Raw genomic sequence first — 21,529 nt, 5'->3', positions numbered from 1 at the left:
GTGTGGTAAATGCCACTTGAAACCACAAGGGATGCGGCCCACTGTCGACCGGGAAGCGGGGGCTCCGCGTCCGGCTAGGGGAAACGACGTGATACAGGCCGACCGCATTGCCGCGATTCTTGTCGCGCTGGAGGAACAGGGCTCGTCCAGCATTGCCGGGCTGGCGGAACGATTTGCGGTTTCAGAGGAGACCATCCGCCGCGATGTCCGCCAGCTTGAAGGCGCGGGGCGCGTACTCAAGGTGCATGGCGGTGTCACGCTGCCCTCGCCCAGGCTGGAGGCGCCCTATCGCCGCCGCCTGCGCGATCAGGTCGAGGCCAAGCGCGCGATTGCACGGCTGGCGGCGGCCTTTGTGGAGGAGGGCTCGACCGTTTTTGTCGATTCGGGCACGACGTCCTATTGGGCCGCGCAGGAACTGGGCCATCTGCGCGGGCTGACGCTGGTCACCAACAGCCTGGAAGTGGCAAGCGAGGCGCTGGGCCGTGGGGATCACCGGGTGTTCCTAGCGGGCGGGGCAATGAATGCCGACTATCGCTCGGCCTTCGATGCCGATGCGATCGGCTTTGTCCGCCGTTTCGTGCCCGACGTGGCGATACTGTCGATGGCGGCGATCGAGGCGGAGCGGGGTTTCCTCGATCTCGATCCGGCCGAGGCGGCGTTCAAGCGCGCCGTGCTGGACCGGGCGCGGCGGCTGGTCGTGGTGGCGGATCATGGCAAGTTTTTGCGGCAGGGCACCGTGCATGTCGCCGATTTCGGAGAGGTCCACGACCTTGTCACCGACCGCGCGCCGCCGCCGCATATCGGCGATGCCGCCCGTGCCGGCGGCACCGCGCTTCATCTCGTCACCCCCGCCGCCTGAGAAACCAGAGGAGCGAGATCGGCGCCGAGATCGCCAGCAGCACGCTCGTTGCCAGGCAGCCGTTCGCGTAGACGGCGATGGCCTGGGCCTTGGCATGTGTCTCGCCGCCGGAGCTGTAGACCAGCATCAGCGCGAAGCTGCCGCAGTAGCCGAAGGCATCGGCCAGATAGATGAGAAACCCGGCATTGCCCGGGTAGCGGGTAAAGGCCATGATCCGTTCGAACAGCACCACGCTGAACGGGGCATAGGCGAGATAGAGGCCGGTACCGCTCAGCGTGATCCAGGCGACCGGTCCGATCAGGCCGAAGCGCCAGGCCATGGTCGACATACCGAGGATGGCCGCGCCGCCCAGGATCAGCCCGTAGACCGCGACAAGCGCCGCACGGTTGCGGCGGATCCAGCCGATCGCGGCGAGCCCCAGCAGCACCGACAGGGTCACCGGGATCTCCGTTTCGATGAACAGGCCGGGCGAGCCGCCGTGGCCCAGTTGCTCCCAGATATCCGCGGCAAAATTGTCGCGATAGTCGCGCAGCGCCACCAGCAGGCCATATCCCGCCAGCAGCAGCCCCAGCGGCAGCGCGTGGAGCATGACGAAACGCCGTCTCGCGGCGCCGTCCATGGGGACACGGGTGCCGCGTGCGCGCCGGTCGTGTTCGTCCGGGGGCGGGATCCGCGAAAGGACCTGCAGTGCGGCGACCAGCAGCGGCGCAAACAGCAGGCCGGTTGCGGCGGGCATCCACACCGCGGGCACGCCGGCGGCCAGCAGGGCGCTGCCCGCCGCCTTGACTACACCGGACGAGACAATGAAGCTGGCGGTCAGGATCGTGGTCAGGATCTCGGTCAGCCGCCGTCCTTCCAGGTAGCTGACGACCAGCCCCCAGATCATGCCGAGCGGCAGGCCATTGAGGATCATGCACAAGGGTGCCCAGCGCGCGGGCAGCAGCGCAAGGCCGAGCAGTGCAACCCAGGAAACGGCGATCAGCCCCAGGATCAGTTCCTTGCGGCGGTTGCCGCGCTGCGCCGAGACGACGCGGATGCCGATGATCTTGGAGCAGGCATAACCCAGCGCCTGGGCCATGATCAGCGCGGTCTTGAAATCCATCCCCCAGAGCGGCGGCTCGCCCGCGAAAGTCGCCACCGCGACCGGCTTGCGGAACGCATACATCGCCAGGTAGACCCAGAAGGCGGCCAGTCCTGCCGCGATCAGCCCGCGCGGCAGCGGCCCGTCCGCAGTGGAGGCTTGCGGATAGGATTCGCCCGAGCGCGGCCCGTGTGGGCTATGGGGCCGGACTTGCAGCCGGCTGCTGGAAAGAACTCTCGGCGGCACCCGCCTGGCGCTAAAACAGAGTCTTGACGCTCTTATGACCGGGCGCGCGAAATCAGAGCGCGCCGACCTTGACTTTCGATCCGTCCACCAGACGTGACAGACGGAAATGCGAGGCGTCGACGGCCAGGCTCTCGTTCGCGGCCATCTGGGCGACCAGATAGCCGATGCCCGGGCCAAGGCCGAAACCATGGCCCGAACATCCCGCCGCGAGATAGAGCCCCGACAGTGCGTCCACCGGCGAGACCACCGGCACGGCATCGGGCGTGCAATCGACAAAGGCGCCCCAGGCGTGGTCGATCTCGACATCGGCGAGCTGCGGGAAAGTGCCGCGCACGTTGTCCATGATCGCCTTGACCAGACGGCGCATGGGGGCGGGATCGGCCGCCCGGGTCCCGGTGAAGACCTCAGGATTGTCGGTCAGCAGGGCGGAGGCCGAATCCGGGCCGGTGATGAAGGACTTACCCAGCCCCACCTGCACGGCTTTCAGGCGCTGGATGAACTGGGGCATGAACTCGCGCGCGAAGCGGATGCCTTGCGGGGTAAGCTCCAGCGTGGCGCGGCCGCTGATCGCCAGCGTGTAGCTGCCGTCGAGCCTGCGGGTCATCGCGAAGTCGGAGGAATAGAGCACTTCGCCGACATTGGCGGTGGGCTTGGTGCGCAAGGCGGTCTGGCGCACGCTGGCCTGCGGGAAGACGATTCCGTGAGGGCGCAGGAAACGCGAGGCCCAGGCCCCCGCCGCGCAGATCACCGCGTCGGCGCGGATCAGGCCCAGTTCGGTGTGCACGCCGGTCACGCGTCCGTTGGTGACGTCCAGTCCATAGGCCGCGCAGTTCTGGTGGATCGTTGCCCCCAAGGCCCGCGCGCCTTCGGCGAGGATCGGTGCGGCAAGGGCCGGCTCGCCTTTTCCGTCCGCCACCGAATGGAGTCCGCCCACCCATTTGCGGCGGGTCTCCGGAATTCGCTCGGCTGCCTGCGCGGCATTCAGCATGTGTGTGTCGACACCGAATTCCTCGGCGACGGGGCGCCACGATGCCCAGCCTTCGAGCACTTGCTCGTCGTCGGTCGCATAGACCAGGCCGGTGCGGCGAAAGCCGAGGTCCTTGCCGATTTCCGGGGCCAGCCTGTCCCACAAGTCCATCGACAGGACCGAGAGCGGCATCTCGCGGCGGTCGCGGTTCTGCTGGCGGCACCATCCCCAACTGCGGCTGGATTGTTCGCCGGCGACGTGGCCCTTTTCGATGAGGGCCACCGAGAGCCCGCGCTGCGCCAGATAGAACGCCGCGGCGCATCCGACGATGCCGCCGCCCACGATCACGACGTCCGCCGCTTCGGGCAGCACTTCGTCACTGGGCAGGCGGTGGACGGCAGGGTTCATGCGAAAGGGCCTCGGTTTACGGTTTCCGGTTGCCCATAGTCTTTGCACCGCTGGCGCGGAAGATTGCGCCGAATGATGCACGATTTCGGCATGGCGGCTGCGGTTTGCGGCGGCTCTCCTGTCCATTGCCGCAGGTTATGCCGCGGCACGCGGGGAAGTGTCCGGGGGCGCGGCGGGACGGGCGCAAGTTCCGAAGCTAATGCCGCATCGCAGGGGCTATCCCGGATCGGCCAGACAGCACTGCACGGAGATCATGGTGACCGCTCAGACGACCGCGGACTGCCCCACATTCCTCGATCTGAAGGCCTTCTCGCTGGACTTGCCCGCAGGTGGCAGCGATGATCCGCTGGGGCGCGGCGCACGCATCCTGCCGGTGCGGGCAGGCGACTGCGAAGTCTTCGTGAGCAGTGTTGCGGCCAGTGAAGGGCTGCACCGCGAAGAGCGCGGGGATACCTGGGTCATGGTGCTGGAAGGGGGCCTGCGTTTCCTGAGCGCGGACGGCGAGATCGACCTGGTCGAAGGCGAGAGCCTGGTCATTGCCCGCGGGGCGCAGGTCGGCTGGCGCGCTTCGGTCCCGGTCAAGCTGGTTGGCATGCGTTATCTCGCGGCGCCGGATGGCGATGCGGGCGTTTACCGGATCGACAACGGGGCGCCGCTTGCGCCTTCCAATCCTCCGGGCGACGATGTCCTGCTGGGCGAGAAACCGTCGTGCCGCTCGGGCAACCAGTTCACGTCGGCGGACGCGGTATTCAAGTGCGGGGTCTGGGATTCGACGCCTTACCGCCGCCTGCCGATCCATTTCCACCACAGCGAACTCATGCACCTGCTCGCCGGATCGGTGACTTTCACCGATGCCTCGGGACGGACTGCCAGCTTCGGCAAGGGCGATACCTTCATCATCGAGAAGGGGGCCGACTGCAGCTGGGACAGCCGCGAATACGTCGCCAAGGTCTACGCCTATTACCGGCCCTGAACGGGGCCTGCCGCCAAGCGGAGGGGGCAGGGCGGATGCCCGCCCTCCGTTCGATTACGCGCCGCTGTCCGGCGTGAAGAACTTCTGGATCACATCGCGGGCAAGGCGGGCGGGGCGCTTGGTATCGGCATCGATGCAGCACCAGCTGGACTTGACCTCGGCCAGCACTTCCTCGCCGCGGCGGATCACGGTTTCGTAGAACGCGCGGGCGCCCTGGACCTTTTCGAGCAGGACCGTGGCGATCACGTCATCCTCGAGGAAGGCGGGCTTGCGGTAGGTGATTTCGTGCTTGATCGCGACCCACAAGTGCTGCGCGATCGCTTCTGCCGGGGCGAGCGCCCGCCAGTGATCGAGCACGGCCTCCTGCACCCACTTGAGGTAGCTGGCGTTGTTGACATGACCCATGAAGTCGATGTCACCCGGATCGATGCCGATCGGAAAGCGGTGGGGAATGGCCTGGTTCACGTATACGTCAATACCACGGAGATCGGCTGCGAGATAGCGCAGATCGCAACCGTTACGGTGAATAATTCAACCGGCGGCGGATTTGCCGCCCGCCCCCTATTGCGGGCGGGCGCTTTGCCCCGCATGAACGCTCCGGCGCTGGCTGCCACGGCCGCCGAAGGGGAGCACAAGATGATATCGAAGCGCGGTTTTCTGGCCGGGGCGATGGCCAGCGCGGGCATGGCCTTGGCACCGCGCCTCCAGGCGGCGGCATCGCCGTTGCCGGTCCTACCTGCGGGCGCAGACGTGAAGCCGATCTCTCCCGAAGAGCATGCTGCGCGGATCGCCAGGCTGCAGGGGCTGATGCGCGCGGCGGGTGTGGGGGCGATGATCGTCGAATCGGGTTCGACGCTGCGCTACTTCACCGGCATCCGCTGGGGGCGCTCCGAACGGGTGACGGCGGTGGTGATCCCGGCCGAAGGTGATGCCGTGGTGGTGACCCCGGCCTTCGAGGAACCCAGCGTGCGCGAGACGCTGCGCATTCCCGCCGAAGTGCATCCCTGGAACGAGGACGAGGATCCCGAAGCGCGCATGATCGGCGTGCTGCGCGACCGCAAGGTCGCCGGGCGCAAGCTGGCGATCGAGCCGACCACGCGCTTCTTCATCGTCGATGCCCTGAAGCGCGACGGGCTCGATTGCGAGATCGTCTCGGGCGAGGGGCTGATCGCGCAGTGCCGGCAGATCAAGTCGCCGGCGGAACTGGCGCTGATGCAGCGCGCCAACGACATCACGCTGGCGGCGCTGCGCCATGTCCACGGCGAAGTGCGCGCCGGGATGACGCAGCAGGACATTGCCGACCTGATGGACAAGACCTCGGCAGCGCTGGGCGGCCCGCCGGAGTTCTCGCTGGTGCTGCTCAATGAGGCGAGCGCCTATCCGCACGGTTCGCACAAGCCGCAGGCGGTACGCGAGGGGTCGGTGATCCTCATGGACTGCGGGGCTCAAGTCCATGGCTACCAGTCCGACATTTCGCGCAGCTGGGTTTTCGGTGAGCCGACGGCGCGCCAGCGCAAGGTCTGGAACACGGTCCGCCGCGGGCAGGAGATCGCGCTGGAAACCGCAAGGATCGGCGTGCCGGTGGGCGTGCTCGACGATGCGGTGCGCAGTTTCTATACCAGGGAGGGCTGGGGGCCGGGTTACCGCCTGCCGGGGCTTTCGCACCGTACCGGCCACGGCATCGGTCTCGACGGGCACGAATCGGCCTATCTGGTTCATGGCGATGCGACGCCGCTGCAGGAAGGCATGTGCTTTTCGGACGAACCCGGGCTCTACATTCCCGGCGAGTTCGGCATTCGCCTGGAGGATTGCTGGTACATGACCGCAGGCGGGCCGAAGCTGTTCACGCCGCTGGCCAAATCACTCGATCAGCCGATCTGAACGGCACGCAAGAACGGGGCGGAAGATAACGATCTTCCGCCCCGTTTTTTGTAAGCCGGTCAGCCGGCAGGGCATGCCCCGCCGGCAGCAACCATCAGAACTTGAACTTCACTTCGCCGCCGATGATGCGCGGTTCGTTGACCATGCTCGTCAGGTTGTTGAAGTCGATCGCGCCGATGATGCGGATCTGGTTGGTGATGTTGCGGGCAAATGCCGCCACTTCGACACCCTTGGCATTGTCGCGGAAGCCGAGGCGCAGGCCGCCTTCGAGCGAGGGCTTGCCGGTGAACTCGATCGAATCGTAGAGGAACAGGTTCACCGAGCTGCGATAGGCCCAGTCGGTATAGGCGAACACTTCCTGGGTGTCGCTGACCGGGATCGTGTAGCTGGCGGTCCAGTTGGCGATCCAGCGCGGGGCCTGCGGCAGGCGGTTGCCGTCGATCGAGACGAACGAGGTGCCGCTCACGACGGGGTCGAGCACGGTGCAGCCGCCCGAGCACGGCGCGACCATCAGATCGCGGTCCTTCAGCTTGGTGAAGTTGTAGCTGCCGCCAGCCGTCAGCGCGAGGCCTTCGACCGGGGTGAGCGTGACTTCACTCTCGACACCCCAGCCGATCGCCTTGCGGGCGTTGATCAGCGTGGTGGTGTTGGAGGAGCCGCCGACGGCGGTGAGCTGGATGTTGCGGGTGTTCATGTAGAACACGTCGGCCGAGTAGCTGACGAGGCCGCGTTCGTTGCCCTTGAAGCCGGCTTCGAACGAGGTGGTGGTCTGCGGCTTGGCCTTGGTGGCGACACCGGCGGTGACGTCGTTCTTCAGCGAGGCGCCGAGGTAGCCCGACGCGGCGCGGGCATAGACCGAGTGATCGGTGTCCAGCTTGTAGGTCGCGCTGGCATCCCACGAGAGCTTCGAGCCCTTGGCATGGCCGTCCGACAGCAGCACACCGGTGACGTCGTTGAGTTCGCTGTACTTGCGGTCATGCGACCAGCGCAGGCCGCCGCGCAGGATCAGCGCGTCGATCGGGGTGTACTCGAGCGAACCGAACACCGCGTAAGTCTCGTTGTCGAGGTGGCTGGTGTTGCCGTTGGTCTGGACGTTGGTCGTGTTCCAGCTGTAGGCGGCGGTGTCGAGGTTCTGGTTGAAGTAGTAGGCACCGGTCTGGAAGCTGACGTCGCCGAACTTCTCCGAGGCGAAGCGCACTTCCTGCGTGAATTCACGCGGCTTGGCGCGGCTGCCGGTCTCGACCGAGAAGGGCACGGCGGCGGGATAGCTGCCGTCCACGTCGCCGCGCGAGAATACGCTGGCGCGTTCCCAGCCGGTGATCGAGAACAGGGTGCCGAGGCCGTCGAAGGCGTAGCTTGCCTGGACGTTGGTGCCCCAGCTGTTGAGACGCTGCGGGTTGGCGCCGTTCTGGGCGGTGTGCTCGACGTCGAAACCATCGACGAAGTCGTTGGTGCCGGGCTTGATCGAGTTGCCGCGGAAGACGCGGGCCGAACCGCGCAGGCGGCGGCCATGCAGGTTGACCAGCACGTTGAGCGGGCCGCTGTCGTATTCGAGCAGGGCACGGCCGGCCATGTCGTTATAGCCGTCGAAGCTGTGCTCGTTGAGGGTCGCGGCGTAGTCGTTCTTCACCCAGTCGTCGCGGTGCTGGAGCAGGCCGGCGACGCGGAAGCGCAGGGTGTCGGTGATCGGGCCGCTGAGCGCGACTTCGCTGTTCACCGTGTTGTAGGTGCCCCACGAGGCGCTGGCGTGGCCGGTGTAATGATCGGTCGGGCGCGCCGAGGTCAGCTTGATGACGCCAGCCGGGGTGTTGCGGCCGAACAGCGTGCCCTGTGGCCCCTTGAGCACTTCGACGTTCTCGAGGTCGAAGGCAGGCATGGCCTTCAGGAACGGGCTTTCCAGCGCGATGTTGTCATAGACCACCGAGACCGGCTGCGCGGCGTCCGAGGAGAAGTCGGTATTGCCCAGGCCGCGGATGTAGAAGCGCGGGAAGGTGCGGCCGAACGAGGATTCCGCCAGCAGGCTGGGCACGCGGCCCGAAAGGAAGCGGATGTCCTGACCGCTGGAATTGATGACGGCCAGCTTTTCGCCCGAGAGCGAGGAGACCGCGATCGGCACGTCGACCGCGCGTTCCTCGCGGCGGGTCGCGGTGACGACGATGTCGGTGCTGGAGGTGGTTTCCGGTGCGGCCGAAGCGCTCTGGGCCTGTGCGGCGACAGGAAGGGCTGCGATAGCGGCAGCAAACGACGCGGTGCACAGCACCGTGGTACGGTAGGCGTTCATGCGAGTCCCTCGATGTTTCCCTGGAGTTTTTTATGCGCGGCCCGCTAGAGCGGGGCGGTTGCTCGCACAAGCAATAAAATGTCCTTTATGACATTCGGCATCATGAGTGTTGCACTATGGTTGCGGTCTCGCAGGCCCGGAACGCGGGCGGTCGGGACTAGGTGCGGCGTATGTTGCAATGCAGCATGCGCCGGATTCCGATGCGATTATGGGGCCCCTTGGTGACCGCCAGTGCCCGGTGCGAACAGCACGCTGACATGGAGGCCGGGATTCCCCTCGCGCATCTCGAGCCGCGCGCCCAGCCGCTCGACGGTCGCCTGCACGATCGCGAGACCAAGGCCGCTGCCGCTAGGGCCCTGTTCGCCCTGCAAGCGCACGAATCGGGCCTTGGCGCGTTCCTGGAGCGGGGCCGGTATGCCGGGGCCGTCGTCGGCGACGGTCAGGCGGGTGGTGGAGCCGTCGGTCTCGAGCACGATGGCGGCGTGGCCGCCGCGCCGGTTGTAGCGGATTGCGTTGTCGACGAGGTTGGAGACCATCTCGAACACCAGCGCCCGGTGGCTCTCGACTTCGAAGGGGCCTTCGTGGTCGGTATCGCCGACGCATTCGAGCGTGAGGTCGATTTCTGCCTCGATCGCCTGGTGGATGCGCCGGGTGATGACGCGCTGGCTGACTTCGCGCAGGTCCACGCGCTCCAGCGGCGGCAGGGTGCCCGCCTCGTCGGCCCGGGCGAGGGTGAGCAACTGGGTGAGCAGGCGTTCCAGGCGGTCGCTGGCTTCCTCGATTTCCTCCAGGGCCTCGGTCGAGCCGCGCCGGGCGAGGGCGACCTGAACCTTGAGCACCGACAGCGGCGTGCGCATCTGGTGCGAGGCGTCGGCAGTGAAGCGTCGCATGCCGGTGGTTGCGTGATCGAGCCGTGCGAGCAGGCTGTCGAACGAGCGGGAAAGCGGTTGCAGCTCGATCGGCAGCGGGCCGGTCTGGAGCGGTGAGAGATCGGGCGAGGCGCGGGTTTCGCGCGCCTCGATCGCGGTGCGCAGGTCTGCCAGCGGGCGCAGGCTCCACCCCAGTGCCGGACGGATCAGTGCCAGGGCTGCACCCAGCAGCACCAGTTCGCCGAGCAGCAAGGCGGTCATCAGCCGCCAGCGCAGCGCCTCGCGGTTGTCGAGCGTCTCGGCCACCTGCACCACCACCGGCGCCTCGATGCGTGGCAGCGCGCGCAAGGTCTCGCCGATGCGGATGCGCTGGCCCCGATAGTCGGCATAGCGGAAATGCGGTTCGTCGGCGGACAACGCGGCGATGTCGGGCGCGGGAAGGTCGGCATAGCCGGTGAGCAGACGGCCGCCCAGGGCGATGCGGTAGTAGACATTGTCGCGCTCGCTGTTTTCCAGCATGCCGAAGGCTGCGGGTGGCAGGTCCAGCGTGACTTCGCCGCGTTCCACCTGCACGGTCTCGGCAATCGCGCCAAGCGCGCCGCCCAGCACCCGGTCGTTGGTGCGGCGAACGACGTCGGAAACCAGTGCCCAGCCGATCGCGCCCAGTGCCAACGCGGCAACCACCAGCGGGCCGAGCATGGCGATCGCCATGCGGCGGCGTAGCGGCAGTGCCCGTTGCGGTGACGGGGCCGGCGTCACGGACGGTCGAGCATGTAGCCTACCCCGCGCACGGTGCGGATCGCCGGGCCGTCCGGCGCCAGCTTGCTGCGCAGGCGGGTGACGTTGACTTCGAGGGCGTTGGAGCCAACCGGATCGTCGAACCCGAAGACTTCGGCCTGCAGCGTCTCGCGCGAGACGATCTGGCCGGCGCGCGCGGCAAGCGCTTCGAGCACCGCCCATTCGCGGCGGCGCAGTTCCACCGGCCGCTCGCCCACTTCGACGCGTCCGGTAGAGCGGTTGATCGTCATCGTGCCGATCCGCATTTCCGGTGCTGCCTCGCTGCCGCCGCGCCGCCGGCCGAGCGCGCGCACGCGGGCTTCCAATTCCTCCACCTCGAATGGTTTGCGCAGATAATCATCGGCGCCGAGGTCCAGCCCCCGCACGCGGTCGTCCAGGCCATCGCGCGCGGTGAGCATCAGCACCTGGACCTGGTCGCCGCGCGCCCGCATCCGCGCCAGCACGTCGAAGCCGTCGATGTCTGGCAGGCCCACGTCAAGGATGACCAGCGAATAGGGCTCCGTTGCGGAGACCGAGAGCGCTTCTTCGCCGTAGGCGACATGATCGACCGCATGGCCTGCCGTGCGCAGCAGGGAGGCCACGCCGCGCGCGAGCTGGGAATCATCCTCGACGATCAGGATGCGCACGGAACGCCCTCGGGCAAGAAATTTTCATGAAAGGCGCCGTGAAAGGTGAGTGACAGCTTCGGATCGTAGATCATGGGGCAGAGCTTATCCGCCATCGAGACGCGGAAAGCGAGAGGATACGGGATTGCGCAAGATCATCACCATTCTGGCATTCGCGGGCGCGCTCGTCTCGCCGGTCGCCACGGCACCGGTGCTGGCCGATCGGCCTTCGGGTTATCCGCGCTCCTACGAGAGCCTGATCGCCGATGCGCGCGCCGAAGGCACCGTGCGGATCTACGCCAATGCCGACAAGGCGGAGATGGTGCCGGTGGTCTCGGCCTTCCGCCGTGCCTATCCGGGCATCCAGGTGCTCTATGCCGATCTTGGTTCGGCGGAACTCTATCGCCGCTACACGGTGGAGACGCGCGCGAAGACCTACTCGGCGGACATCGTCTGGTCTTCGGCGATGGACCAGCAGATCAAGCTCATCAACGATGGCTACGCGCAGCAGTACGCCAGCCCTGAAAAGCCGGCGCTGCCCCAGGCCGCGGTGTGGAAGAACATGGGCTTCGGCGTCACCGCGGAGCCCATCGGCATCGTCTACAACAAGAAGCTGGTTCCGGCGGCATGGGTGCCGCAGAGCCACCAGCAGCTGGAGCAGCTGCTGCGCCGGCGCCGCGATGCCTTCATGGGCAAAGTGGCGACATTCGATCCGGCGCGCTCGGCCGTGGGTTATCTCTATCTCTCGCAGGACTTCCAGATCACCCGCGACACCCGCAGTCTGGTGGATGCCATGGCGGCGACGCGGCCGGTGCTGTCCACGCATACCGAGGAAATGCTGCAAGGCGTGGCTTCGGGCAAGCTGGCCATCGCCTACAACGTGATCGGTTCCTACGCGCTCGAACGGGCGCGGCGCGATCCCAACATCGGCGTCGTTTTTCCGCGCGACTATACCATCGTCACCTCGCGCATCGCCTTCATCTCGCGCGATGCGCGCCATCCGGCGGCGGCGCGTCTGTTCCTCGATTTCCTGCTTTCCCGTGCCGGGCAATCCCAGCTTGCCCGGCACAGCCTCTGGCCGGTGCGCACCGATATCGCTGCGCACCGGCTCCCTGTGGGGCAGGCGCGCCCGGTGCGCGTCGGCCCGCAGCTTCTCGTCAATCTCGATCGCCTGACCCGTGAGCGCTTCCTGCGCGACTGGAATGCGGCCCTTGCTTCTGGACGTAATACCCGATGAAAACCCTGACTTTGGGTTCGGCCCTCGTCGCGCTGATCGCGGCGACTCCGGCGCTTGCCGAAACGCCGAGCAAGGAAGACCTTGCCGAACTGGTGCGGGCGCAGGCGGCCGAGATCGCCTCGCTGCGCCAGCGGGTGGAGAAGCTGGAGGCGGATCGCAGTGCGCCGGTCGTGGCGGCGGCGCCGCAGGCCCCGGCCGTTCCTGCGGCGGCTGCCGAAGCGCCGCAAGTCGCCGTGACGCAGCCCTACGCGCCGCAACTGGTGCCGCCGGGCCCGGCCGAGCGCGATGTGGAGCGCGTGCGCGCCGCCGCTGTCGCCGCTTCGGGCGTCAGCACGGAATGGGGCGCGGGCCTGCCGGTGTTCCACTCGGCGGACGGCATGTTCAGCTTCAAGCCGCGCGGGCGCATCCTCACCGATGTCAGCACCACGACCGGCTCGAAGTATTCCGGCCGCAACCTCACCACCACCGGCATGCGCGCACTGCGCCTTGGGCTTGAGGGCACGGTCGGCACGCACTTCTTCTACCAGTTCGAGACCGACTTCTCGGAGAACGAGGTCGACATTGTTACCGCCTTCATGGGCTGGCGCAACCGCATCGCGCCGGGCATGGACTATGACGTGCGCGTCGGCCACTTGTTCAACGACCGCAGCTTCGAAGGCTCGACCGGATCGGATTCGACGCCCTTCCTCGAACGCACCGTGGTGGCCACCGCGATCATTCCGCAGCGGGGCTTCTACGGGCTTGGCCTGATGCCGCGCCTGTTCTGGAAGACCGGCCATGCCTCGCTGACCGTCACCGGGGACCGTATCGACGGCGACCAGAGCACGTCCGACAACCGCACCGTGCTGGCCCGCGCGCACTGGAACCCGATCAAGTCGGACCGTCAGGTGCTGCACCTCGGCGTATGGGGCTTCGATGAGCATCTGCAACCGGGCAAGAACGTGCTGACCCGCAACACCGTGATTGGCGGGCGCTTCAACGGCGCGCTGCGGCTTTCGACCGGCACGCTGATCGGCGGCACGGGCACCACCGGCTACGGCGTCGAACTGGGCGGCTATTCCGGCCCGGTCTGGCTGATGGGCGAGGCGGGCGAGCGCCATGCCCGGCTCGACAATGGCCGCCCCGATTACGTGACCCGCGCGTGGAGCGTTTCGGGCGGCTGGTTCCTCACCGGCGACTTGCCCCCCTACAACCCGCGCCTCGGCAGCTTCGGCCAGCCCAAGGTCTTGCGCTCCGTCTTCGACGGCGGCCCCGGTGCGATCGAGCTGACCGCCCGCTACGAAAACCTGGAGTTCGAGGACATCACCTCGCCCGCGCAGGGCTGGGCGGCGACGCTGGGGGTGAACTGGTATCTCAACAGCTTCACCCGTTTCCAGGTCAACGCGATCCACTGGAACACCCAGAACACAGCCGGTGTCTACACCGGCAACGATGACGGCGAGACGCTCAGCGCGCGCGTCGGCGTTACGTTCTGATCCGTCCCATCCATCCATGACAGACATTCGGGGACAATCATGAGTCTCGCCCTTATCGGCTTCCTGATGGTGGCCACTTTCATGACGCTCATCATGACCAAGCGGATGACCCCGCTGGTCGCGCTGGTCGTCGTGCCCACGCTGTTCGCCCTGCTTGCCGGTTTCCATGCCGGGCTTGGCGACATGATGATCGAGGGCCTGACCAAGCTGGCGCCCACCGGCGTCATGCTGCTCTTCGCGATCCTGTTTTTCAGCACGATGACCGACACCGGCCTGTTCGATCCGCTGGTGGGCCGCCTGATCCGCTTGGTTCACGGCGACCCGATGCTGATCCTGATCGGATCGGTGGTGCTCTGCGCGCTCGTCAGCCTCGATGGCGACGGTTCGACCACCTACATCATCACGATGGCTGCCATGCTGCCGCTCTACAAGCGCTACGGCATGAACCGGCTCTACCTCGTCTGCCTCTTGATGGTGACGAGCGGGGTGATGAACCTCACCCCCTGGGGCGGGCCGACCGCGCGCGCGGCCAGTGCGCTGAAGCTTGATCCCTCCGCGCTGTTCCTGCCGCTGATCCCCGGCATGATCGCGGGTCTTGCCTTCCTGATCCTGCTGGCGATCCATTTCGGCCGCAAGGAACGCCGCCGCATCGGCCGTGTCGAGAAGGCGACCCCGCGCGAACTGGAGGACTTCGCCGTCTCGCAGTGGCCGGAGGCGCGCCGCCCGAAGATGCTCTGGTTCAATGCCGCACTGGTCGTCGCGCTGCTGGTCCTGCTGGTGTGGGGCGTGCTGCCGCTGCCGATCCTGATGATGCTGGCTTTCGCCGTCTCGATGATTGCCAACTATCCCCAGGTGAAGGAGCAGAAGGAACGCATTGCCGCCCATGCGGGCAACGTGCTGGCTGTCGTCTCGCTGATCTTCGCGGCGGGCATCTTCACCGGCATCCTTTCGGGCACCGGCATGGTGGAGGCGATGAGCCGCGAGGTGGTGAACTTCATTCCGCCGTTCCTTGGCCCCTACATGGCGCCGATCACCGCGCTGATCAGCCTGCCGGGCACGTTCTTCATCTCCAACGACGCGTTCTACTTCGGCATGCTGCCGATCCTTGCCGAAGCGGGCACGCATTACGGCGTGGAGCCGATGGCCATTGCCCGCGCCGCGCTGATGGGCCAGCCGGTCCACCTGCTGAGCCCGCTGGTGCCTTCGACCTATCTGCTGGTCAGCCTTGCCGGTGTGGACCTTGCCGACCACCAGCGCTTCACGCTGGTTCCGGCGGCGCTGTGCTGCCTTGTCATGACGATCACGGGCATGTTGTTTCTGGCCTTTCCCTTCGTGGGGTGACAGGAGGCGCGCATGACAGCCCCAGCCCCCCGCGAACAGACGATTGCGATCCTTTACCGGCGCGCGAGCCGCCGGTGATCGCCATCATCGCCAAGCCCAGCCTGACCGGTCTCGGCTGCCCGGGGTGCGAGGACGAAGACAGTCTATCCACCATCGCTGCAGCCGCTTGTCGCTGGAGCTATTCCGATTTCCTCGTGGCGACCGCGCGCGGCGCCTGGACCAACAGGACTATTTTTGCATGACCGACTTGTGGCAGCACATCGTTGCCGATTTCTCCAACCTCGGCTCGCCGGCCGCGCTTACCGCGTTCGGGCAGGTCGTGCTGATCGACGTGATGCTGGCGGCGGACAATGCCATTGTCGTCGGCGCGCTTGCCGCCGGCTTGCCTGCGGCGATGCGCCGCAAGGTGATCCTCATCGGCGTGCTGGCCGCGCTGGGGCTGCGTATCGTGTTCGCGCTTGCCGTCACCCAACTCATGCAGTTGGTCGGCCTCGTCTTCGCGGGTGGGCTTCTGCTGGTCTGGGTGGCCTGGAAGATGTGGCGCGAGTTGCGCGTCGAGGCGGGTGAGGGCGATGAAGCGGACGTCGTTAGCCCGACCGTGCCGCGCTCCTTTGCCGCTGCGGCATGGGCCGTGGCGCTCGCCGATGTCAGCATGAGTCTCGATAATGTGCTCGCCGTGGCGGGTGCTGCGCGGGAACATCCGGGCATCCTGGCCATCGGCCTGATCCTTTCGGTCGCACTGATGGGCCTTGCCGCCAATGCCCTTGCCCGTGTGATCGAGCGGTATCGCTGGATCGCCTATGTCGGTCTGGCGGTCATTCTTTGGGTCGCGGGCAAGATGATCTGGGAGGGTCTGTTCGATCCTGCCCAAGGCCTTCTGACGCTGGTGTGAGCGCTAGCCTGAAGTCCGGATAAAGCAAGCGCAGCGGGCGTTATGCCCGCTGCGCCGCTTGAGCCGTTGGGGGGGCAAGGCGGCTCAAATCGGGATCGTTGCCATCAGGAATGGAATTTCCGGCAGGAGGGAATATTCTGGCGCAGGACGCCGCGCACCCGGACAACCGACCGGGCATGGCGTGGATACGCTCGGAGACGCCTGCGCTTTCGTGGCCATTGCCGGAACCCTCGCAAAGCCCGTTCGGGCGTGGAATGCACACAGCATCGGCTACGCGCACATGCTTTCCGGAGCGGTTTGCGATCCGGTCTTATCGGATCCACTGCTCCAGGATTATGATTGTCCGCGTTTCTCGATTCGTCAGGTGCATTCACCTTTTTAAGAATCGTGAAAGTCGCGATGAAGGCGTTATTTTGTTAATGTAATGAACTATTTTTGAAAAGTTCAGTTTATGAATTTTATTCTTACAGCATGAAATGTTGTTGGAGTTCGTCAAAACTCTGTGGATTTCGATGCTGTCTACAGCTGTGGGTCGAACAAGATTTTTCCCGCTCTGTCGGATGCGTCTGAAAGCAAAATTGCCTATCAGTTGGCGGGTTGTCAAATGGGCCAAATTGCGCACTGCATTCTTAGCGTTCGCCCCGAAAATGCCGGAAAACGGGGGCGCAGCGTCTGTCAGGCAAGCCCTATCCGCGCCGGATGCCGGGGGGTGCATCCGGCGCGTGTGGCTGCATGTAGCCAGCCGCACTGGCTTCAGCTTGGAAGCGTGATGTCCTCTTCGTTGCGACCCGAAGGAGATACGACGATGCGGTTCCAGCATCCGTAATGTTCCCTGTGCCGTGGGCCCAATCACAATTCATCGGTACTCCATAAAGCCCCCTTATGGCCGGGGCGTGCAACCGCGGCGCCTGGAGGCGAGACTCGTCGCGATTCTCGAGGATTCGTTCGAGGTAGCTCGGACAAGGACACGGAACCGGGCCGCGGCCTGAAGCGCGGCAAAGGCCTCGGTGCCATTTTCGAACTCCTGCATTTCCAGCGGAATGCGCGGTTGGCGGCATGGCCGGGCCCCCCGCTTGACGGCACCTGATTCTCACCTTAATTAGAATGCGTATTCCGGTTTTATATAAGGCGCGACCAGCATGGTACGCGCCGGTATGGGAGAGAGAAATGAGACTGGCATTCGTGCTTCTTTCGACGTCGGCGCTGGCCGTTCCCGCGATGGCCCAGGCGCAGGCGGCAACCGACGCGCCTGCGGCCCAGGAGCCGCAGCAGCAGGAACAGGGTTTTGGCGAGATCATCGTGACCGCCAACCGCACCGCATCGTCGGCGCAAGACACCCCGATCGCGCTCAACGTCTATTCGGGCGACGCCTTGCGTGACGCCGGCATCTCGTCGGTGCGTGATCTGGCCGCCATCGACCCCAGCGTGAACATCTCGCCTTCGGCCGGCGCTGCCTATGTCGCCGTGCGTGGCATCGCGTCCACCGACGTGACCGAAATCGGCGATCCCTCGGTGCCGATCGCGCGTGACGGGTTCTACACCAACCGTCCTTTTTCGATTAATGCGTCGATGTACGACCTTGCCCGCATCGAGGTGCTCAAGGGGCCGCAGGGCACGCTCAACGGCCGTAACTCCACCGGGGGCTTGATCAGCCTGATCACCAACCGCCCCGCTTTCACCAACGGCGGTTACAGCACGGTCGAAGTCGGCAACTACGGCGCCTTCACCGGCGAGATGGGGGCCAACCTTGCCTTGAGCGATCATTTCGCGGTGCGCGCTTCGGGCACTTTCATTACCCATGACGGCTACCGCAAGCTCGACGGCCCAGCCAAGGACGGCGATGACGAGAACTTCGCCTCCGGCCGTATCCAGGCGCTCTACAAGAACGACGGCTTCTCCGCCTGGGTGTCCTACCAGCACGATTCCCGCAGCGTGAACGGTGATGCGCAGTTCAAGTCGACCCTGGGCGGCCCCAAGCCTTCGTTCAAGAACCTCGATCCGTTCCCCAACGACACGCTGACATCTACCCGCCTCGAGGGTGACCGTTTCCGCTGGGAGCTGGCCTACGCAACGCCGGGCAATCTCAACTTCGTCTATGCCGGGGGCTACGACAAGCAGCACTGGACCAACGTGCTCGATGCTACCGGCCCGTCCTATCCTGCCAACCGCCAGTTCCGCCAGAGCGAGACGCCGACGACCTGGAACCATGAGTTCCGCGTCAGCAACGATTCCGCCTCGCGCCTGTTCATTCAGGCCGGTTACTTCCGCTTCCAGGAAAACAACACGGTCGATTCCGGGCTCTACAACCTCGACATGACCGGTGATTATGCCGCTGGCGGTCCGCTGGAAAGCTTCGGGCAGCCCGATCAGTACGGCATCAAGTTCGATTACAGGATCAAGACCCGTTCGCAGGCGCTGTTTGCCCAGGCGGACTACGACATTACCGACCAGCTTCAGCTCACCGTCGGGGGGCGTTACACCTGGGACAAGAAGTCGCGTTCGGGGCAGGCGGTGCTGTTCCTGCCGGCGCTCGCCAGCCCCTTCGCTCCGGCGCTCACGCTTACCACGCCCGGCGAGGGCAAGCTCAGCGAGAGCCAACCGACCTGGCATGTCGGCCTCAACTACCGTCCGATGCCCAACACGCTGATCTATGCCAAGTACGACCGCGGCTACAAGTCGGGCGGGTTCAACTCGAACGGCAGCGCCGCCTCGGTGCCTTACGGGCCGGAAAAGCTCGACGCCTTCGAACTCGGCACCAAGAACTCGTTCATGGGCAACACGCTGCAAGTCAACGCCGACGTGTTCTATTCGGACTACAAGGGTTATCAGGCCTCGCAGACCTCCAGCGTGGTTGATGGCGGCAGCGGCACCTTCAACGTCGGCAGCGCCAAGATCCTCGGCGCCGAGGCGGAAGTGAAGGCGCTATTGGGCGAACATACCCGCATCGGTGTCAGCGCCGCTTACCTGCACACCAAGTTCGGCAGCGGCATCGTCGTCAACGATGGCGACGGAAACCCCATCGACATCAGCGGCAACCGCCTGCCCAACGCACCGAGCTTCACCACCACGGCTTCCATCGATCAGGACTTCGCGGTGGGCGGCGGCAAGGTCACCGCGCATCTCGACGGCAAATATTCGTCGAGTTATTATTTCTCGGTGTTCAATCTCGACGACGTCAAGACTTCGTCGTTCTTCATGGCCAACGCGTCGCTCAGCTACGAACCGGAGGTCGGCGGCTGGAAGGTACAGGCCTTCGTGCGCAACATCTTCGACAAGAACGTGCTGGCCTATGCGCAGCAGAACTTCGTGTCCCATACCGACAATTACCAGTTCCAGCCGCCGCGTACTTATGGCGTGCGGGCCAGCGTGAACTTCTGATGATCTGATCGAGGCGGCGCGCAACCGGGGTGTTGCGCGCCGTCATTCACCTCTCAAGCGCGAGCTTCTGCATCCAGCAGCGCCTTTCGCGGTTTCCGATCCGATTGCATCGGATCAACTGCTCTACGGTTGTGGTTTTACGCGTTTTCCAATCAGGTGTTTCCACCTGATTGGAAAACGCTCTTGGCGTGGTCCGGGAAGGGTAGCGGGCCTTCGAACGCCCTTGCGGCGCGTACGCTTTCGCGTGTCTCGAAACGCTCCGAGAAGCGGGCGAGGGCATCGAGCCCGGCCAGTGCCTCGCCGAAATGCGGCAGATAGCTGACAAAAATGCCGAGATAGGCATCGGCAATCGTGAAACGATCCCCCACCAGCCAATCATGCGCCGTCAGTCGCTGTTCGAGCGGCGCATAGGCTTCGCGCAGGCGCTGGCGGGCGGCCTTGCGGATACCCTCGTGTGCGGCGGGATCGTCGGAATAGAGATGCGGGCGATTGCCGACGCGCTGGGTGGCGCCATGGATTTCCGAATTGATGTAGCCGATCCACGACTGGATCTCGGCGCGCTCGATGGATCCCACCGGGGCGAACAGCGCTGTGCCGGGGGCCAGGTCCGCGAGGAAAGGCAGGATCGCGCTGTTCTCGCCGATCACCTTGCCGTCGGCGAAGCGCAGGGCGGGGATGCGGCCATGCGGCGTCAGCGCCTTGAGATCGTCGCCGTCGGGGCCGAGCCGCAGCAGCACGACGTCGATCGGCAGCGCCAGTTCGCGGATCACGACATGGGCAGGCAGGCTGGTGGCGCCGGGCGCGGCGAGCAGTTCGAGCGGCAGTTCGGCGCGCTGGGTCATGCATGGCTCCTTCGGTCGGCGAGAGCGGGGCGGGGGGCGGTGTCGGCGGCGCTGTCGGCGGAGAAACCGTCTGCCGGGCGGGCAAGGCCGAGGTTTTCGCGCAGTGTGCGCCCCTCGTATTCGTGGCGGAACAAGCCGCGCCGCCGCAGTTCGGGCAGGACCAGTTCGATCACGTCGTCGAGGCCCTGCGGGAAAATCGGGGCGAGGATGTTGAACCCGTCCGCAGCGCCGCTCTCGAACCATTCCTCGAGCTGGTCGACGACTTCTGCCGGCGTGCCCACCAGCACCAGATGCCCGCGCGCGGCGGACATGCGCGAGACCAGTTGGCGCACCGTCAACCCTTCTTCCAGCGCGAGGTCATAGAACAGCTTCTGGCGGCTCTGCCAGCCTTCGGTGAACGGCGGCGGGGGCGGAGGCGCGTCGAGATCGGCACCGGTCAGATCCCACTCGAGGAAAGTCCTGATGCTCTGGAGCGCCCCGCCCATGTCGACGAAGTCGTGAAGCTGCGCGAGTTTGGCTTCGGCCTCCTCGCGCGTCGTGGCGACGTAGATGGTAACGCCCGGCAGCACGAGCACATCGTCGCGCGACCGGCCCAGCGCTTCGGCCTTGTCCTTCAGCCCTTGCACGAAGGCCCGCGAGGCAAGGCGGCTCTGCTGGGCGGTAAAGACCAGTTCGGCGGTGGCCGCGGCGAGCTTCTGGCCGTCTTGCGAGGAGCCGGCCTGCACGATAACCGGATGGCCCTGAACCGGGCGGCCGGTCTGCAAGGGGCCGCGCACACGGAAATGCTCGCCCTCGTGGTTCACGAAGCGCAGCTTTGCCGGATCGTAGAAGCGGCCGCCGGCCTTGTCGGCGATCACCGCGTCATCGGCGAAACTGTCCCACAGCGCCTTCACCACTTCGACATGCTCGGTAGCGATCTGGTAGCGGTTGTCGTGGCTGAGCTGGCGGTCGAGGCCGAAGTTGGCCGCTTCCGCGTCGCTGCCCGAGGTCACCAGGTTCCACCCGGCGCGCCCGCCCGAAAGCTGGTCGAGCGCGGCGAACTTGCGGGCGACATGGTAAGGCGCAAGGTAAGTGGTGGAAACCGTTGCGATCAGGCCGATGTGGCTGGTGTGCGTGGCCAGCGCCGAAAGCAGCGTCAGCGGTTCGCCGGTGTAGACCGGCGGTGTATAGGCGATGGTCTCGGGCGAGCCGCCGAACAGCGCAACGTTGTCCGCCAGGAACACCGCGTCGAACTTCGCCGCCTCGGCCTTGCGGGCAAGGTCCAGCCAGTAGTCGAAGCGGAACGGCGCCTGCGGGTCGACATCGGGGTGGCGCCAGGCGGCGGAGTGGTGGCCGACGCCGAACAGGAAGGCGCCGAGGCGCATCTGGCGGCGGGGTCTTGCCGTGTCTGTCATCG

General features: G+C 65.9%; 18 protein-coding genes. 9 read left to right on the top strand and 9 right to left on the bottom strand.

From position 1 onward, the window contains the following. Positions 1–88: 88 nt before the first annotated feature. Positions 89–859 (top strand): DeoR/GlpR family DNA-binding transcription regulator, encoded by a 771-nt coding sequence (locus CA833_RS23860; RefSeq protein ID WP_242526465.1) that lies wholly within the window; start codon positions 89–91, stop codon positions 857–859. Here the strand turns inward: CA833_RS23860 and CA833_RS23855 are convergent. Together CA833_RS23855 and CA833_RS23850 are read right to left on the bottom strand one after the other, a co-directional pair. Then, positions 843–2,186, bottom strand: coding sequence for a DUF5690 family protein (locus tag CA833_RS23855; protein WP_207080444.1), 1,344 nt, complete (start codon positions 2,184–2,186; stop codon positions 843–845). The two genes, CA833_RS23860 and CA833_RS23855, sit on opposite strands and share 17 nt — an antisense overlap. A 52-nt stretch (positions 2,187–2,238) precedes the next feature. Continuing rightward, a complete protein-coding gene (locus CA833_RS23850) occupies positions 2,239–3,561 on the bottom strand; it encodes an FAD-binding oxidoreductase (RefSeq protein WP_207080443.1) in 1,323 nt (440 codons plus the stop codon). A gap of 253 nt (positions 3,562–3,814) precedes the next feature. On the opposite strand from CA833_RS23850, the gene CA833_RS23845 reads away from it, so the two are divergent. Further along, positions 3,815–4,534: a cupin domain-containing protein gene (locus tag CA833_RS23845; RefSeq protein WP_207080442.1), complete on the top strand. Its 720-nt coding sequence runs from the start codon at positions 3,815–3,817 to the stop codon at positions 4,532–4,534. A gap of 54 nt (positions 4,535–4,588) precedes the next feature. Here CA833_RS23845 and CA833_RS23840 read toward each other — a convergent pair whose 3' ends face one another. Next, on the bottom strand, positions 4,589–4,999 hold the full coding sequence (locus CA833_RS23840) for a thioesterase family protein (protein WP_142638425.1): 411 nt from the start codon (positions 4,997–4,999) through the stop codon (positions 4,589–4,591). A gap of 171 nt (positions 5,000–5,170) precedes the next feature. Between CA833_RS23840 and CA833_RS23835 the strand changes: the two genes are divergently transcribed. Beyond that, positions 5,171–6,415, top strand: coding sequence for a Xaa-Pro peptidase family protein (locus CA833_RS23835; RefSeq protein WP_207080441.1), 1,245 nt, complete (start codon positions 5,171–5,173; stop codon positions 6,413–6,415). 94 nt (positions 6,416–6,509) lie between these two features. Here CA833_RS23835 and CA833_RS23830 read toward each other — a convergent pair whose 3' ends face one another. From CA833_RS23830 to CA833_RS23820, 3 genes are all read right to left on the bottom strand, one after another. After that, on the bottom strand, positions 6,510–8,696 hold the full coding sequence (locus tag CA833_RS23830; protein ID WP_207080440.1) for a TonB-dependent receptor: 2,187 nt from the start codon (positions 8,694–8,696) through the stop codon (positions 6,510–6,512). A gap of 206 nt (positions 8,697–8,902) precedes the next feature. Continuing rightward, the gene (locus tag CA833_RS23825) at positions 8,903–10,276 is read right to left on the bottom strand and encodes a sensor histidine kinase (protein ID WP_207080439.1); all 1,374 of its coding nucleotides are present in this window, start codon (positions 10,274–10,276) and stop codon (positions 8,903–8,905) included. A 44-nt stretch (positions 10,277–10,320) separates the two neighbouring features. After that, positions 10,321–10,989 carry a response regulator transcription factor gene (locus CA833_RS23820; RefSeq protein WP_207080438.1) on the bottom strand — a complete coding sequence of 223 codons (669 nt, stop codon included), beginning with the start codon at positions 10,987–10,989 and terminating at the stop codon, positions 10,321–10,323. A 124-nt stretch (positions 10,990–11,113) separates the two neighbouring features. Between CA833_RS23820 and CA833_RS23815 the strand changes: the two genes are divergently transcribed. The 5 genes from CA833_RS23815 to CA833_RS23795 all read left to right on the top strand — a co-directional run bounded on the left by CA833_RS23815 (position 11,114) and on the right by CA833_RS23795 (position 15,913). Next, a complete protein-coding gene (locus tag CA833_RS23815) occupies positions 11,114–12,205 on the top strand; it encodes an ABC transporter substrate-binding protein (RefSeq protein ID WP_142638431.1) in 1,092 nt (363 codons plus the stop codon). Then, positions 12,202–13,680 (top strand): OprO/OprP family phosphate-selective porin, encoded by a 1,479-nt coding sequence (locus CA833_RS23810; protein ID WP_207080437.1) that lies wholly within the window; start codon positions 12,202–12,204, stop codon positions 13,678–13,680. The genes CA833_RS23815 and CA833_RS23810 overlap by 4 nt, the downstream gene beginning before the upstream one ends. Positions 13,681–13,719: 39 nt before the next feature. Next, on the top strand, positions 13,720–15,021 hold the full coding sequence (locus CA833_RS23805; protein ID WP_207080436.1) for a CitMHS family transporter: 1,302 nt from the start codon (positions 13,720–13,722) through the stop codon (positions 15,019–15,021). Between the two features lie 74 nt (positions 15,022–15,095). Then, on the top strand, positions 15,096–15,263 hold the full coding sequence (locus CA833_RS23800) for a hypothetical protein (RefSeq protein ID WP_207080435.1): 168 nt from the start codon (positions 15,096–15,098) through the stop codon (positions 15,261–15,263). Further along, positions 15,260–15,913, top strand: a complete 654-nt coding sequence (locus CA833_RS23795) for a YjbE family putative metal transport protein (protein WP_142638438.1) — start codon at positions 15,260–15,262, stop codon at positions 15,911–15,913. Before CA833_RS23800 ends, CA833_RS23795 begins: the two co-directional genes overlap by 4 nt. A 370-nt stretch (positions 15,914–16,283) precedes the next feature. Here the strand turns inward: CA833_RS23795 and CA833_RS27350 are convergent, their stop codons facing one another. After that, positions 16,284–16,628, bottom strand: coding sequence for a glycosyltransferase family 92 protein (locus tag CA833_RS27350; RefSeq protein ID WP_370584625.1), 345 nt, complete (start codon positions 16,626–16,628; stop codon positions 16,284–16,286). A 452-nt stretch (positions 16,629–17,080) separates the two neighbouring features. On the opposite strand from CA833_RS27350, the gene CA833_RS23785 reads away from it, so the two are divergent. Beyond that, positions 17,081–19,291: a TonB-dependent receptor gene (locus CA833_RS23785; protein WP_207080433.1), complete on the top strand. Its 2,211-nt coding sequence runs from the start codon at positions 17,081–17,083 to the stop codon at positions 19,289–19,291. Between the two features lie 152 nt (positions 19,292–19,443). Here the strand turns inward: CA833_RS23785 and CA833_RS23780 are convergent, their stop codons facing one another. Together CA833_RS23780 and CA833_RS23775 are read right to left on the bottom strand one after the other, a co-directional pair. Further along, the gene (locus CA833_RS23780) at positions 19,444–20,133 is read right to left on the bottom strand and encodes a glutathione S-transferase family protein (protein ID WP_207080432.1); all 690 of its coding nucleotides are present in this window, start codon (positions 20,131–20,133) and stop codon (positions 19,444–19,446) included. Then, positions 20,130–21,527 carry an LLM class flavin-dependent oxidoreductase gene (locus CA833_RS23775; protein ID WP_242526464.1) on the bottom strand — a complete coding sequence of 466 codons (1,398 nt, stop codon included), beginning with the start codon at positions 21,525–21,527 and terminating at the stop codon, positions 20,130–20,132. The genes CA833_RS23780 and CA833_RS23775 overlap by 4 nt, the downstream gene beginning before the upstream one ends. Between the last annotated feature and the right edge of the window lie 2 nt (positions 21,528–21,529).

Source organism: Novosphingobium sp. KA1 (genome assembly GCF_017309955.1).
In the GTDB taxonomy this organism is placed as follows: Bacteria; Pseudomonadota; Alphaproteobacteria; order Sphingomonadales; family Sphingomonadaceae; genus Novosphingobium.
Note: the sequence above shows the minus strand (reverse complement) of the source record. Positions and strands in the feature narration are given on the sequence as shown.